Origin of the sequence: Azospirillum sp. TSO22-1 (assembly GCF_003116015.1) — a bacterium.
GTDB lineage: Bacteria > Pseudomonadota > Alphaproteobacteria > Azospirillales > Azospirillaceae > Azospirillum.
Map to the genome: position 1 here is coordinate 40,368 of NZ_LGQZ01000027.1, position 14,049 is coordinate 54,416.

At 72.7% G+C, this 14,049-nt stretch carries 8 protein-coding genes; 3 read left to right on the plus strand and 5 right to left on the minus strand.

Going from position 1 to position 14,049, the window contains the following annotated elements; translation table 11 throughout:
- Positions 1-62 precede the first annotated feature (62 nt).
- From TSO221_RS07675 to treZ, 3 genes are all read right to left on the minus strand, one after another.
- Positions 63-380 (minus strand): YgaP-like transmembrane domain, encoded by a 318-nt coding sequence (locus tag TSO221_RS07675; RefSeq protein ID WP_109117897.1) that lies wholly within the window; start codon positions 378-380, stop codon positions 63-65.
- Positions 381-445: 65 nt separating this feature from the next.
- Positions 446-1,111, minus strand: coding sequence for an HAD family hydrolase (locus tag TSO221_RS07680; RefSeq protein ID WP_109117898.1), 666 nt, complete (start codon positions 1,109-1,111; stop codon positions 446-448).
- A 9-nt stretch (positions 1,112-1,120) separates the two neighbouring features.
- Positions 1,121-6,655, minus strand: coding sequence for a malto-oligosyltrehalose trehalohydrolase (gene treZ, locus TSO221_RS07685; protein ID WP_247877950.1), 5,535 nt, complete (start codon positions 6,653-6,655; stop codon positions 1,121-1,123).
- A 208-nt stretch (positions 6,656-6,863) separates the two neighbouring features.
- Here treZ and TSO221_RS07690 point away from each other — a divergent pair, with 208 nt between their 5' ends.
- The 3 genes from TSO221_RS07690 (at position 6,864) to TSO221_RS07700 (ending at position 13,098) form a co-directional block, all read left to right on the plus strand.
- Positions 6,864-8,783 (plus strand): diguanylate cyclase, encoded by a 1,920-nt coding sequence (locus TSO221_RS07690; protein WP_109117900.1) that lies wholly within the window; start codon positions 6,864-6,866, stop codon positions 8,781-8,783.
- Positions 8,784-8,828: 45 nt separating this feature from the next.
- Positions 8,829-11,741, plus strand: coding sequence for a PAS domain S-box protein (locus TSO221_RS07695; protein ID WP_109117901.1), 2,913 nt, complete (start codon positions 8,829-8,831; stop codon positions 11,739-11,741).
- 100 nt (positions 11,742-11,841) lie between these two features.
- A complete protein-coding gene (locus tag TSO221_RS07700) occupies positions 11,842-13,098 on the plus strand; it encodes a methyl-accepting chemotaxis protein (RefSeq protein ID WP_109117902.1) in 1,257 nt (418 codons plus the stop codon).
- Positions 13,099-13,100: 2 nt separating this feature from the next.
- Here TSO221_RS07700 and TSO221_RS07705 read toward each other — a convergent pair whose 3' ends face one another.
- On the minus strand, positions 13,101-13,628 hold the full coding sequence (locus TSO221_RS07705; protein ID WP_109117903.1) for a metallophosphoesterase: 528 nt from the start codon (positions 13,626-13,628) through the stop codon (positions 13,101-13,103).
- A gap of 82 nt (positions 13,629-13,710) precedes the next feature.
- Positions 13,711-13,953 (minus strand): DUF4170 domain-containing protein, encoded by a 243-nt coding sequence (locus TSO221_RS07710; protein WP_109117904.1) that lies wholly within the window; start codon positions 13,951-13,953, stop codon positions 13,711-13,713.
- Positions 13,954-14,049: the final 96 nt, after the last annotated feature.

Sequence of the window (14,049 nt, forward strand, 5' to 3'; positions counted from 1 at the left end):
TGCCCGGGACAAGCCCGGGCATGACGGCAGGAAGGTGCGTTGACGCCCTTGCAAGATGTCCCTCACATCGCGTGCGTCGCCATCGCGCGGTCGTGCTGCGCCTCGTGCGCGGCCTCGCCGGAGCCGTGGTGATGGGCGATCTGGCCGTGGTCGTCGTAGCCCATGGCGGATTTGATCGGGCAGTGGCCGCTCATGCCGCGTGCGACGAGCGCGCCGCCGGTCAGGCCCATGATGGCGCCGGGCAGGTCGGCGCGGTTGACGCCGGCCGCCGCCATGATCAGGCCCAGCCCGACCGAGGTGACGCGCTCCAGCGTGGACAGGTTGTGCTCACCGCCGAACACCGTGTCGTAGGTGTCGCGGATCGTGCTCTCGATGGCCATGGCGTGACTCCCGTGCTGCTTGGTGTGGCCCTCTAGCAACCAAGCCGCCACGGTGAGGGTTCCGTTCAACCCTTGCTCAGCAGGCTCTCGCCATAGTGGGCCAGCAGGTCCTCCGGGTCGTCCCACACCTCGCGGCAGCCGGCGGCGCGCAGGTCCGCCTCGGCAAAGCCGCCGCACAGCACGCCGACCATCGGGATGCCGGCCTTGGCCGCCGCCTTGGCGTCCCACGGCGTGTCGCCGACCACCACCGCCTCCTCCGGCCGGATCCCCAGCTTGGCGAGCGCCGCCTGGAAGATGTCGGGGTGGGGTTTGGACTTGTCGGCGTCCTCCTTCGCGGTCTCGGTGTCCACGAGGTCGTCGATGCCGGCGGCGCGCTTGTAGACCGCCAGCTCGTCCCCCTTGGCGGAGGAGGCGAGCGCCACCCGCTTCCCGTCGGCCAGGATCCGCTGCACCAGCGCGCGGGTGCGGTGGAAGCCGCGCGCCTCGTGCAGGTACCTGCGCTTGTAGAGGGCGGAGCGGAAGGCGTCGATCTCCGCACCGCGCCGCTCCAGCTCCTCCTTCGGCACGAACACCGGCATCAGCTGGTCGGCACCCTTGCCGATCTGTGACCGCACGTCCTGATAGGTGGTCGGGATGCCGAAATGCGCGAACGCCTCCTGCCAGGCGCGGGCGTGGTTGTCCACCGTGTCCACCAGCGTGCCGTCCACATCGAAGATCACCGCCTTGAGCATGCATCCTCCCTACGCGTTGCCGGTGGGGGCCGGGCGCGCCGCGGCCAGGATGGCGGCCAACGCGGTGGCCGGGGCGTCGTCGGCCAGTTCCTCCAGCGTCAACGACAGCTTGCGCCGCCAGTTCGGGTGCTGGTCCACGGTGCCCGGCAGGTTGATCTGCTCGCGCTCGTCGGTCAGCTCGTCGAGCTGGACCATGGCGATGGCGGCGTTGCTGCGCGCCAGGAAGGCGTGCACGGCGTTCGCCAGCGTCAGGTCGTAGGGTGACTCCGCGCCGAAGCTGGCCGGCAGCGGCAGCCCCGCCGCCCGGATCGCGTCGATCAGCCGGCCGCGCTCGTCGCGGCGGCGGGCGCGCTGCCTGTCGGCCTCGTCGGGTGCCGGGTAGAGGCCCTTGGTGGCCTTCAGTTCGATGTCGTTGCCCTCCCACCAGCCGCGCAGCGTGGCGAGGTCGTGGCTGCCCACCGTGGCCAGCGCCAGGAACGGGTAGTCGTCCGGCCCGACGAAGCCGCCGTCCTCCGTCCACTCGAAGAACACCACGCGGTAGCTGAGGATCCCCGCTGCCGCCATACGCTCGCGGAAGCCGTCCGGCACGGTGCCGAGGTCCTCGCCGACCACCAGGCAGTTCTGGCGGCGGCTCTCCAGCGCCAGGATGCCGATCAGGTCGTCCATGGGGTAGGCGACGTAGGCACCGTCCCCGGGCGAGCGCCCCTCGGGGATCCAGTAGACGTGCTGGAGCGCCATGGCGTGGTCGATGCGCAGCGCGCCCGCGTGCCGCATGTTGGCACGCAGAAGTTCGATGAAATCGGCATAGCCCTGCTCGCGCAGTGCCTGCGGGTGGAAGGGCGGCAGGCCCCAGTCCTGGCCGGCCGGATTGAACAGGTCCGGTGGTGCCCCGACGTGGGCGGCGGAGACCACGACGTCCGGCGAGGCCCAGGTTTCCGCCCCGCTGGCGTCGGCGCCGACCGCGAGGTCGCGGTAGAAGCCCACGGCCATGCCGCGCGCCCTGGCCCGCTCCGCAGCGGCTTCCAACTGGCAGTCCGCCACCCATTGCAGCCACGCCAGGAAGTCGATGCGCTCCGCGTTCTCCTGCGCGAACCGCTTCACCGTGTCGGAGGCCGCTTCGCGGTACCCTTCCGGCCACTGCGGCCAGCCCTGACCGCCGAAGCGCTCGCGCAGCGCCTGGAAGGTGCAGAAGCGCTCCAGGCGCGTGCCGCCTTCGCGCCGGAACGCCTCGAAGGCGAGGCGGCGGGAGGCGGGGGCGTCGGTCCGGAAGGCGCGGAACAGCGTCTCCAGCAGCGGCAGCTTCAACGCGGCCACCGCGGCGTAATCCACCATGTCGTTGTCGCGCGCCTCGGTGCGGGCCGCCAGGAACGCGTCCGACGCGATGCGCTCGCGGGCGTCGGCGCAGCCGATCAGCTCGGGCAGGGCGGTGACGTCGATGTAGAGCGGGTTGAGGAACAGCCGGCTGGCCGGGGAGTACGGACTGCACTGCTCCGGCGCGTCGAGGAACAGCGCGTGCAGCGGGTTGAGCCCGATCACCGAGGCGCCGCGGCTGGCCGCCATCTCGGCGAGGCTGGCGAGGTCGCCGAAGTCGCCGATTCCCCAGTCGGCGGCCGAGCGCACGGCGTACAGCTGTGCCGACAGTCCCCACACCGGCGTTCCCATCTCGATGGGCGCCGGCAGGTGGCAGCGGTCGGGCACGCCGATCACCGTGGCCGTCGCCGTCTGCGCCCCGGCCTCGACACTCAGCGTGTGGTAGCCGAGCGGCAGCCCCTCGCCGAGGTCCAGGCGGCGCACCTCCACCGGGCAGCCATCGAGGTCCGCCGCCCGCTCCAGTGGCAGGCTGGCGAACAGGATGTCGCCGCTCCGTTCGCCGCCGTCCTCCAGCGTCAGCGTCCAGCGCAGTTCGGTGGTTCCGGCGGGCAGCGTCAGCGGCACCGCGAAGGGCGGCCGGTCGGTGCGCAGCACCGCCACCGGCGGCAGCGCGCGGGCCAGTTCGGCGCGCTCGATCCCGGCCAGACGCGCCTGGGCGGCGGCCTCGTCCGGCGCGTCCACGCCCATGGCGGACAGCAGCGCCCGCACCGTGTCCGGCGACGCGGTGATCGTCTCGCCCGCGGCGTTGGTGTAAGAGGTCTCGATGCCCATGCGCCCGGCCAGCCGGTCGAGCGCGGTCGGCTCCTCGATGGACCAGATCACCGACCACGCGGAGAGCGCGCCGTCGCGCACCCCCTCGCCCTCGGCCCAGAGAGGACGGCCCGGCGGCTCGGTCAGGCCGGGTTCCGGCGTGCCGGAGAGGTTGGCGCGCAGGTGCAGCGTGCTGCCGTCGCCGAGCCGCCAGCGCACCGACGCGCCGCCGCGCCCGGCCACCGCGTAGGCGCCGGTGCCGCCGGGCATGTTCGCCAGCCGCGGTGCGATCTCGACGCTGCGCAGCGTCAGCAGCAGGCGGACCCAGGCCAGCCAGTCGGCGTGCGGCGGGCGGTTGCGCAGGCTCCAGTCCAGCGCGGCGCTGCGCACCGTCTCCTCGGCGCTGGGGTCGGGGATGCGGTCGCGGGAGCCCGGGTCCTGGAACTCCGGGAACCTGGCGAACTCCGCGCGCCGGCCCTCGCGCACCGCGTCGGCGAGGTCGCCGCCGAAGTCGGCGAAGAAGGGGAAGGGCTGCGGGGCCGCCCACTCCTCGCCCATGAACAGCATGGGGATCTGCGGTCCCAGCAGGGTGATGGCGGTGATGGCGCGCACCGCCGCGTGCGGGGCGATGGCGCCGATGCGCTCGCCGAACGCCCGGTTGCCGATCTGGTCGTGGTTCTGCAGGAAGCTGACGAAGGACGTCGCCGGCAGGTGCGCCGAAGGCTCGCCGCGCGGCTCGCCCTCGCGGTAGGCGGACGGGTCGCCCTGGAAGGCGAAGCCCTCGGCCAGCGCGCGCGCCCATTTTTCCGGATCGTCGGCGTAGTCGGCGTAGTAGCCGCCGGCCTCGCCGCTCGCCGCGGCGTGCAGTCCATGGTGCAGGTCGTCGTTCCACTGCGCGGTGTACCAGCGCGGGGCGGTCGCCGCACGCTCCAAGAAGCGGGAGGCGTTGTCGTCGTTCTCCAGCACCAGGTGCACGTGCCGTTTGCTGCCGGTCAAGCCGGCGACGCGCTCGGCCAGTTCCTCCAGGAATGGCGTGTCGCTGTCGTCGGGGATGGCGTGCACGGCGTCGAAGCGCAGGCCGTCCAGGTGGAACTCCTCGATCCAGTACAGCGCGTTGTGGATGAAGAAGTCGCGCACGGTGGCGCTGTCCGGCCCGTCCACGTTGATCGCGGCGCCCCAGGGGGTGTGATGGCGCTCGGTGAAGAAGGACGCGGCGTAGGCGTTGAGGTAGTTCCCCTCCGGCCCGAAGTGGTTGTAGACGACATCGAGGAAGACCATGAGGCCGCGGGCGTGCGCCGCGTCGACCAGCGCCTTCAGATCCTCCGGCCGGCCATAGGCGCTGTCCGGCGCGTAGGGCAGCACGCCGTCGTAGCCCCAGTTCCAGCGGCCGGGAAAGTCGGAGACCGGCATCAGCTCGACGGCGGTGACGCCCAGCTCGACCAGATGGTCCAGCTTGCCGATGGCGGCGCGGAAGGTGCCCTCCGGCGTGAAGGTGCCGACGTGCAGTTCGTACAGCACCGTCTCGTGCCAGGGGCGGCCGTGCCAGTCGGTGTCCTGCCAGCGGTGCGTGGCCGGGTCGATGACCTCGCTGGGGCCGTGCACGTCCTCCGGCTGCCAGCGGGACGCCGGGTCGGGGATCCGCAGCCCATCCGGCAGCACGAAGCGGTAGCGCGTGCCGGCCTGCGCCTGCGCGGTGGTCCACTCGAACCAGCCCGCCCCCCGGCGCAGCATGGGCAGCCGCTCGGCGGCGCTGTCGAGCCACAGCGACACCGACTCCACCCCCGGCGCCCACAGCCGGAAGCGCACCGTGCCGTCGCCCAGCACCTCGGCGCCGAAGGGCATCGGGTGCCGGCGCACCTCGCCCAGCCGCTCGGCCGCCCGGGTGCCGACGTGGTCGGCGACCTCCGGTCCGGCGTCGGCACCGAGGAGGCCGAGCACCCCGCCCAGCGGGATCGGCAGCCAGTCCGGCCGGTTCGCCAGTTCGTAGCCGACCTCGTACAGCGCCTTCTCCAGCAGGAACAGCTTCAGCAGCCCGGCGGCGGCCTCGCCATCGGCCGGGAAGCTCGGGCAGTCGCCGATGGCCGCGCGGTAGCCGTCGATGAAGGCGCCGCCGGCCTCCGCCTCCCACCACGCCAGCCAGGATTCGCGGGCCGCCCGCGTCGGCTCGTCGAGGCCCTCGGGCAGGCCGCGGCGTGCCGTCGCGGCGGCGTAGGCGACGGAGCGCAGCATGCCGGCCACGTCGCGCAACGGGCTGTGCTTGCCGCGGCGCTCGGCCAGCGGGCGCATCGGCTCGCCCTCGAAGTCGATGATGAAGACGTCGTTCCCGGAGACGAGCACTTGGCCGAGGTGGAAGTCGCCGTGCAGGCGGGTGCGCTGCAGGCCGCCGGCCTTCGGGAGCAGCGCGTCGATCTGGGCGAACAGCGCCGGCTCGCAGGCCAGCAGGGTGCGCGCCTGCGCCGCGAGATCGCCGCCCAGCAGCGGCAGCGCGCCGCGCAGCGCGTCCAGCGCGTGGTGTGCCATGCGCCGCACGTCCTCCGCCCAGGAAGCCAGAACCGGGCTGTCGGCCGGCTCCGCCCGGAACGCCGGGTCGTCGGTGGGCGCGGCGAAGGCGCGGTGCAGCTCGGCGGTGCGCTGGCCCAGGCGGCGCATCAGGGCGAACAGCGCGCGGTCGGCCTCGGCGTCGGCGTCGTCGAAGCGGCGCAGCCGGTCGGCGAGGCGGCCGGTGACGTGCGCCCAGGCGTCCGCGGCGTCGGGCACCAGCGCCTGCAGCACGGCGGCGGCCATGGTGGCTTCCTCCCCCGCCGCCACCTCGACCCAGCCGAGCAGCGGCGGCGCGTTGGCGTAGCCGGCGACCTCGGTCAGGAAGCGGCCGACCTCCAGCTCCGGGTGGGTGCCGGCCTCCAGCTTGCGGAAGCCCTTGAGGATCGCCGCGCCGCCGATGCGGATCGAGGTGTTGGACTGCTCCGCCCCCGGCCGGTGCAGCGCCCCGTCGAGCGCCACGCCCTCCAGCGCCGCCGTCCGGCCGAATCGCAGCCGTCCGTCCCCACCGCCGCTGCGGATGCCGTCCAGCAGCGCCCGCACCACGCGGTCGTCGCCGAAGCCGTCGCGCACGACGCCGCCCCACGGCCCGTCGCCCGGCCCGGCGATCCGGAAGGAATCGCCGGCGGCCTCGCTCCGCTCCACCGCCAGCGGCAGCAGATAGAGCTGCGGTGGTCGGCCCGGCGGCTGGACGCGCAAAATGCAGAGCTGGGCGCCGCCCAGCGGAACCGCGTCCACCACCTGCACGCGCGGCCGGCCGGTGCCCTTGGCGGCGTACCAGCGGCGGGCGGCGATGTAGTCGGGAAGAACCTCGTCTTCCAGGTGGCGCAGCGCGTCGGCGGGGAGGGCAGAGGGCTGGGCGTTGGGGCTCGTCGCGGCGGGCACGGGGCCGTCTCCTCTGAATGCGGCGTGGCGTTGCGACCAACAACGTGCCCGGGCGTTCCTCTCGCCCGCCATCGCCCTTTTGGCGTGCACATCTCCGGTTGGGGATCATCCAAAGGTACGGTGTTCCCTGCGTCCGTAAAGATTTCTGGCGCCATTCCGCCGCTGAAGATGGTAGAAGCGGAGCCAGCAAGAAGGGGCGGAGATCCCCATGGGGGGTTGGGAAGCGAGCACGACCGGCATCGCCGGAGGCGGCGTCCGCTGGGCGGACCGGCCGCGCGCCGTGCTGTGCGCCAACCTGCTGGCCGCCGCGGCCTATCTGGGGCTGGGCGTCGTCACCGACCTGTTCTTCCGGCAATACGGCTTCTTTCCGGCCCCGCTGTGGCCGGCCGCCAGCCTGTCCGTCGCCGCCGCCATGCTGCTGGGCTGGAAGGCGGTGCCGGGCCTGGCGCTCGGCGCGTTCCTCTCCAACCTCGTGGTGTTCGAGGCGACCTGGGCTGAGGCGGCGGGGATCGCCGCCGGCAACGCCCTGGGCCCGGTGGTCGGCGTGCGGCTGGCGTTGCGGCTCGGCGGGCCGTTGACGCGCCTGCCGGGGCTGCGGCCGGTGGCCTCCTTCGCGTTGGGCGCGGTCGGCGTGCACGCCGCGGTGAGCGCTGGTTGCGGGGCGGCGGTGCTGGTCATCGCCGGCGTGGTGCCGGGCGACCTCGCGGTGCCGGTGTTCGTGCGCTGGTGGCTGTCGGACGCCGGCGGTGCGCTGGTGCTGGCGCCGTCGGCGCTGCTGTGGGGACTCGACCGCGGCTTCGGCGCGGCGACGCGCGGCCGGCTGATGGAACTGGTGCTGGTCGCGGCGGTGACGCTGGCCGGCGGGATGGCGCTGTTCATCGGCGTGCGCTTCGACGACCCGGCCAACGCGGCGCTGCCCTTCCTGCTGCTGGTGCCGCTGGCGTGGATGGCCATGCGCTTCCTGCTGCGCGACACCTACACCCAGTTCAGCGTGCTGGTGCTGCTGGTGGTCGGCGGCACCGTCATGGGCTACGGCCCGTTCGCCGCTCCAGGCATCGACAAGCCGATGCTGTACGTCGGCGTCTTCATCGTCACCGCGGCGTTGACCGTGCTGTCCTGCGGCGCCCAGGCCAACGACCGCCGCCGCGCCGAGCGCAACCTGCGCCGCATGGTCGACACGCTGGAGCAGACGGTGGCCGAGCGCACCGCCGCGCTGAAGGAGAGCGAGGCGCAGTTGCGTCTGGTGCTGGAGGATGCGCCGGTGCCGCTGTTCGTCAGCAGCCTGCGCACGCACCGCCTGCTGTTCGTCAACAGCCGGGCCGAGCGGTTGCTCGAGTCGCCGCGCGAGCGGCTGATCGGCGTCTACGCCCCCACCTACTGGAGCCAGCCGGAGGCGCGCGCGCGGCTGATCGAGGTGGTGGCGCGCAACGGCCACGCCCGCGACGTGGAGGTGGAGTTCCGCCGTGGCGAGAGCGCGCTGGTGGTGCTGTTGTCGGCGGCGCGCACGGTGTTCGACGGCGAGCCGGCCATGGTCCTCGGCATCAACGACATCACCGAGCGCAAGCGGCTGGAGGCGGAACTGCAGCGCCTCGCCGTCATGGATGGCCTGACCGAGCTGCCGAACCGCCGCCACTTCCTGGAGCGGCTGGAGGCCGAGGCGGAGCGCGCCCGGCGCTACGGCCGGCCGCTCAGCGTCGCCATGGTCGACCTCGACCACTTCAAGGCGATCAACGACAGCCACGGCCACGCCGCCGGCGATGCGGCGTTGCGCGGATTCGCCGAACTGGCGCGCGACGCGCTGCGCGCCTCCGACGTGATCGGCCGCATGGGCGGCGAGGAGTTCGCCATCGCACTGCCGGAAACCGGGCTCGAGTCCGCCATGCCGGTGATGGAGCGGCTGCGCGAGCTGGTCGCCGCCCACCAGGTGCGCGATGATGACTGCGCCTTCGGCTTCACCGTCAGCACCGGCATCGCCGAGCTGCGCCCGGAGGACGACCTGTCGCGCCTGCTCAGCCGCGCCGACCGCGCGCTCTACGCCGCCAAGCGGCTGGGGCGCAACCGTGTGGCGCAAGAGGACGAGGTGGACGAGGGCAACCCCACCCGGCCGGAGATATCCTGTTCGGCATAAAGTGTTTGCGGACTTGTTACGGTTTTCCTCTATCCTGTCGCCCGCATGCGTCCCCTCACCATCCTCTTCTGGGTCTCCCTCGTGCTGCCGCCGGTGGTCGCCGGCGCCATCGCGTGGCGTTCCTACGAGCTGACCCAGGAGCGGGCCCTGGCCGAGGGCACGCAGATGGTCTCCATCCTGCGCGAGCACGCCATGCGCGTGTTCGAGGTGCAGGAGCAGGTCATCGCCCAGATCGACGCCCACATCGCCGGGCTGTCGTGGGAGGAGATCGAGGCCTCGCAGCCGCTGCACGCCCGGCTGAAGGCGCTGGCCGGGGCCTCGCCGCACATCGACGGGCTGTGGCTGGTGCGGCCGGACGGACGGACGGCCGCAAGCGCCGACTTCTTCCCGATGCCGTTCGCACCGGCGAACGAGCGCGAGTACTTCCAGGTGCTGAGGGAGCGCGCCGCCACCCATCTCGGCCGGATGATCCAGGGCCAGTTGAAGGGCAACCTGACCTTCAACATCAGCCGGCGGCGCACGCCGCCCGCCGGCGGTCCGGCGGACGCTTTCGACGGCGTGATCCTGGTCACCACCTCCATCGACTTCTTCGCCGGGTTCTGGCGCGGCGTGTTGGGTGAGCAGGCGCCGCACGTCGTCGGTATTCTGCGCACCGACGGCGAGATCCTGGCCCGCTATCCGGCGTTGACGGCGCCTTCGCCGCGCATTCCGGCCGCGTCCCCCTTCTACGCGCTGGCCGCCAGCGGAAAGGAAAGCGGCCATTACACCTTTCGCGCCGTCGGCGACGGGCGCGAGCGGATCTATTTCCAGGCGCGCCTGGGCAACCATCCGGCGTTCGTGACCGTCGGCCTCGACCGTGCCACGGTGATGGAGCCGTGGCGGCGCAGCGTGCTGATCGTGGCGGTGCTGGCCGCGGCGACGGCGCTGCTGCTCGCCGCCGTGGTGCAGGTCGCCCGCCGGCGCGAGGACCGGCTGCACGCCGAGGTGCTGCGCCGCCGCTACGCCGAGTCCACCCTGGTCGCCAAGGAGGAGCACCTGGAGGCCCTGCAGCGCGCCGAGGCGGCGCTGCGCGCCAGCGAGGAGCGCTTCCGTTCGGTCTACGAGCAGGCGGCGGTGGGCATCGAGCGCCTCGACCTCGGCGGCCGCATCGTCGATGCCAACGAGACGCTGTGCGGTATCCTCGGCTACTCCCGCGCCGAGCTGGTCGGCCGCAGCTTCGAGGAGATCACCGATCCCGTCGACCTGCCGGGCGAGCGCGAGCCGCTGCGCCGCCTGCTGGCCGGCGAGGTGGGCCGTTACGCCTTCGAGAAGCGGTACATCCGCAAGGACGGCAGCCGGGTGTGGGTGCGCGTCACCTCGTCGCTGGTGCGCGGCGGCGAGGACGGCGGCACCCGCCTCAACATCGTCGAGGACGTGTCGCGCCGGCAGGCGGTGGAGACCGCGCTGCGCAACAGCGAGGAGCGCTTCCGCCGGCTGTTCGAGGCCGCCCCCTTCGGCGTCATGATGGTCGAGCCGGGCACGCTGCGCCTGGTCGCCTTCAACGACCAGACGCCGCGCATCCTTGGCTACAGCCGCGCCGAGTTCGCCCGCCTGAGCGTCGCCGACATCGAGGTCGGGAGCACCCGCGAGCAGATCGTGCAGGCGCAGAGCGACCTGATCGCGTCGGGTGCCCGCGCCGCCTTCGAGACGCGGATGATGGCCAAGGACGGGGCGATGCGCGACGTCATCGTCTCGGTCCTGCCGGTGGAGATCGACGGCAAGGCCTACATCTACTCCGGCATCGTCGACATCACCGACCGCAAGCGTATCGAGCGCGAGCTGGCCGAGGCCAAGGAGGCGGCGGAGCAGGCCAACCTCGCCAAGTCCAAGTTCCTCGCCGCCGCCAGCCACGACCTGCGCCAGCCGCTGCAATCCCTGTTCCTGTTCGCCCACGTGCTGGAGGCGCAGGTCGCCGGCAGCGAGAAGGCGCTGGGCACGCTGGGCGCGCTGCACAAGGGGCTGGAGGCGATGAAGGGGCTGCTGGACAGCCTGCTCGACGTCTCGCGGCTCGACGCCGGCTCGGTCACCGCAGACGTCCGCAGCGTGCAGGTGGCCGACCTGCTCGACGCGCTCGACACCGCCTATGCCCGCATCGCCGCCAACAAGGCGCTGGGCTGGAGCGTGGAGCGGTGCGGCGCCGTGGTGCGCACCGACCCGACGCTGCTGGCGCAGCTGCTGCGCAACTTCGTCGAGAACGCCATCCGCTACACCCCGCGCGGCGGCGTGCGCGTGACCTGCCATAAGGTCGGCGACGACCGCCTCGCCATCGAGGTGCACGACACCGGCATCGGCATCCCGGCCGAGCACATGGCCAGCATCTGGGAGGAGTTCCACCAGGTCGGCAACCCCGAGCGCGACCGCGAGAAGGGCCTCGGCCTCGGCCTCGCCATCGTGCGGCGGCTGTCGGATCTCCTGGGGCACCCGGTGACGGCGCGGTCGGAACCGGGCACCGGCTCGGTCTTCGCGGTGGAGGTGCCGCTCGACCCCGACGGCGCGCCGCCGGAACGCGCCGCGGCGCGGCCGGCCCCCGGCCCGGGCGCGGACTCGCGGCTGGTGGTGGTGGTCGAGGACGACTCCATCGTGCTGACGGCGCTGGAGGCGCTGCTGACCGAATGGGGCTACGGGGTGCTGACCGCCAGCTCGGGCGCCGAGGCGGTGGAGCGCATCCAGGCCGACGGCCGGCTGCCCGATGTGCTGGTCAGCGACTACCGCCTGCGTGCCGGCGAGGTCGGCACCCAGGCGATCCGCTTGATCCGCCAGACCTGCGGCCACCCCATCCCCGGCGTGCTGCTGACCGGCGAGACGGCGGGCGCGGCGCTGCGCGACGCGGCGGCCGAGGGCCTGCTGGTGGTGCACAAGCCGGTGCTGCCCACCGAGCTGGACGACGCGCTGCGCCAGCAGATGCTGACTGGCGTGTGACAAGCGTTCCTTGGAGACGAAAGTACGAAAGGGGTAACAGCGCCGCCTGGAGTACCCTTTCCCCAATGTCCGTAGGGACAAATAAGGGGGAGGAGGCGCGATGAACAACCCGTTCACGCTCAACAAACGTCTCCACAAGCTGGAGAAGCGGCACGCCGAGCTGAAGACGTGGTTCGAGTCGGCCATGATGATGATCGACTGCGTGCCGACGCCGCTGATGTGGTGCGACACCGCGCAGGGGTTCACCGTCACCTACGTCAACGCGGCAACGAAGGTGCTGATCGGCGCCCTCGGGCCGAACTTCCCGGCGACCGCCGACACGGTGTGCGGCCGCCCGGTGGACGCGCTGTTCCCGGCCGTCGGCGCCGAGCTGCGTGCCGTGCTCCCCATGCCGGAGCGCATGCCCTACCACGGCCGGCTGCGGCTCGGCGACGAGCACCTCGACCTCAACCTGGTGGCGGTCACCGACCGCACCGGCGCCTACTGCGGCGCCATGCTGACGTGGCAGGCGGTGACCGAGCGGCTGCGCACCTCGGAGACTTTCGAGGCGACGATCCGCCGGATGGTCGGCGACGTCGGCGCGTCCGCCGAGGAGGTGCGCGGGGCGGCCGGCGACATGGACGCCATGGCGGCGCGCACGCGCGACCTCGCCGGAGCCGTCGGCGGCCGGATGGCGGACATCGCCGGCGCGGTGCGCACGGCGTCGGAGGCGGTGCGCCGGCTGGGCACGCTGACCGGCGAGATCCGCACCCTGGCCGGCGAGTCCACCGGCATCGCGTCGGGCGCGGTGCAGGAGGCGCGGGCGTCGAGCCGGACCGTCCAGGGCCTCGCCGACGCGGCGCAACGGATCGGCGAGGTGGTCGACCTGATCCAGAACATCGCGGCGCAGACCAACCTGCTGGCGCTCAACGCCACCATCGAGGCGGCGCGGGCGGGGGAAGCGGGAAAAGGCTTCGCCGTGGTGGCGACGGAGGTGAAGAACCTCGCCAGCCAGACCGCCAAGGCGACCGAGGACATCTCCGGCCAGATCGCCGCCATTCAGGCGGTGACCACCGACACCGTGCGCGTCACCCAGTCGATCGCCCAGACCATCGACCGCATCGACCGGCTGCTGGCCACCATCGGCGAGGCCATCGGGGGCCAGACGCGGGTCGCCGGCGACATCGCGGCGACCGTCGAGGTGGTGGCGACCGCGACCGACGCGGTCTCCGGCGTCGTCGCCGACATGCAGCGGGCGACCGACGGCACCGGGGCGGCGGCCGGCACGCTGCTCGGCAAGGCGTCCGGGCTGTCGGCGCAGCTGCGCGACCTCGACGACCACGTCGGGCGCTTCGTCGCCCGGCTGGCGCACGGCTGACGTCAGGGCGCTGCGGCTGTGGCCGCCGCCTTGCGCCGCCGCGGCGCCGCCAGCTCGGCCAGCCGCACCGGGCGGAAGCCCCAGACATCGACGCCGACGTCGATCTGCCGGGGCATGGGCTTGAGCGCGCCGTGGCTGTGGCCGTGCAGGTTCAGCGCCCCCTTGTACATGCCGTTCCAGGTGCGGAACGGGTAGTGGCAGAGCACGAGGTGGGTGTCCTCGGCGCGGATCTCGGCGTAGTGCCCGACGCTGGCCCAGCCGGGCAGGGCGAGGGTGGGCGGGCCGTCGTTGTTGCCGGCGATCAGGTGCTTGGTGCCGTTGAGGCGGTCGAGCAGCGCCGCCATGGCGTCCGGCCCGGTGCGCAGCGCGAAGTCGCCGAGGTGCCAGACCTCGTCGCCGGGGGAGACGGTGGCGTTCCAGGCCGCCACCATGGCCTCGTCCATCGCCGCAACCGAGGCGAAGGGGCGCCGGAAGCGGCCGAGCGCGCCGGCGTGGCCGAAATGCGTGTCGCTGGTGAAGAAGACCGCCACGGTCGTCCTCCGCTGCTGCCGGGGGAGGGGCTTGCCCCTCCCTCAACGCCCGCGCCGGACGACCGGGTCCTGCCGCGGCCGGTCAGTGATGGTGATCGTGGTCCTTGTTGGCCGGATCGAGGAAGCGGTGCAGGTGCACGATGAAGTAGCGCATGTGGGCGTCGTCGATGGTGGCGCCGGTGGCGCCGCGCCACGCCTTCTGGGCCTCGTCGTAGTTCGGGAAGATGCCGACGATGTGGAGCTTCTTCGGGTCGACGAATTCCTGGCTGTCGGGGCGCACGAGTTCGCCGCCGAAGACGAGGTGGAGCAACTGCTTGTCGGGCATGACTGACGCGTCCTTGTCGCTGAGCGGTTTATTGGCGGGCTGGGCCGCTGATTCGCCCCCGTCTTAGCCGTGCCATGCCCGGTCTTCAAGTCCAAT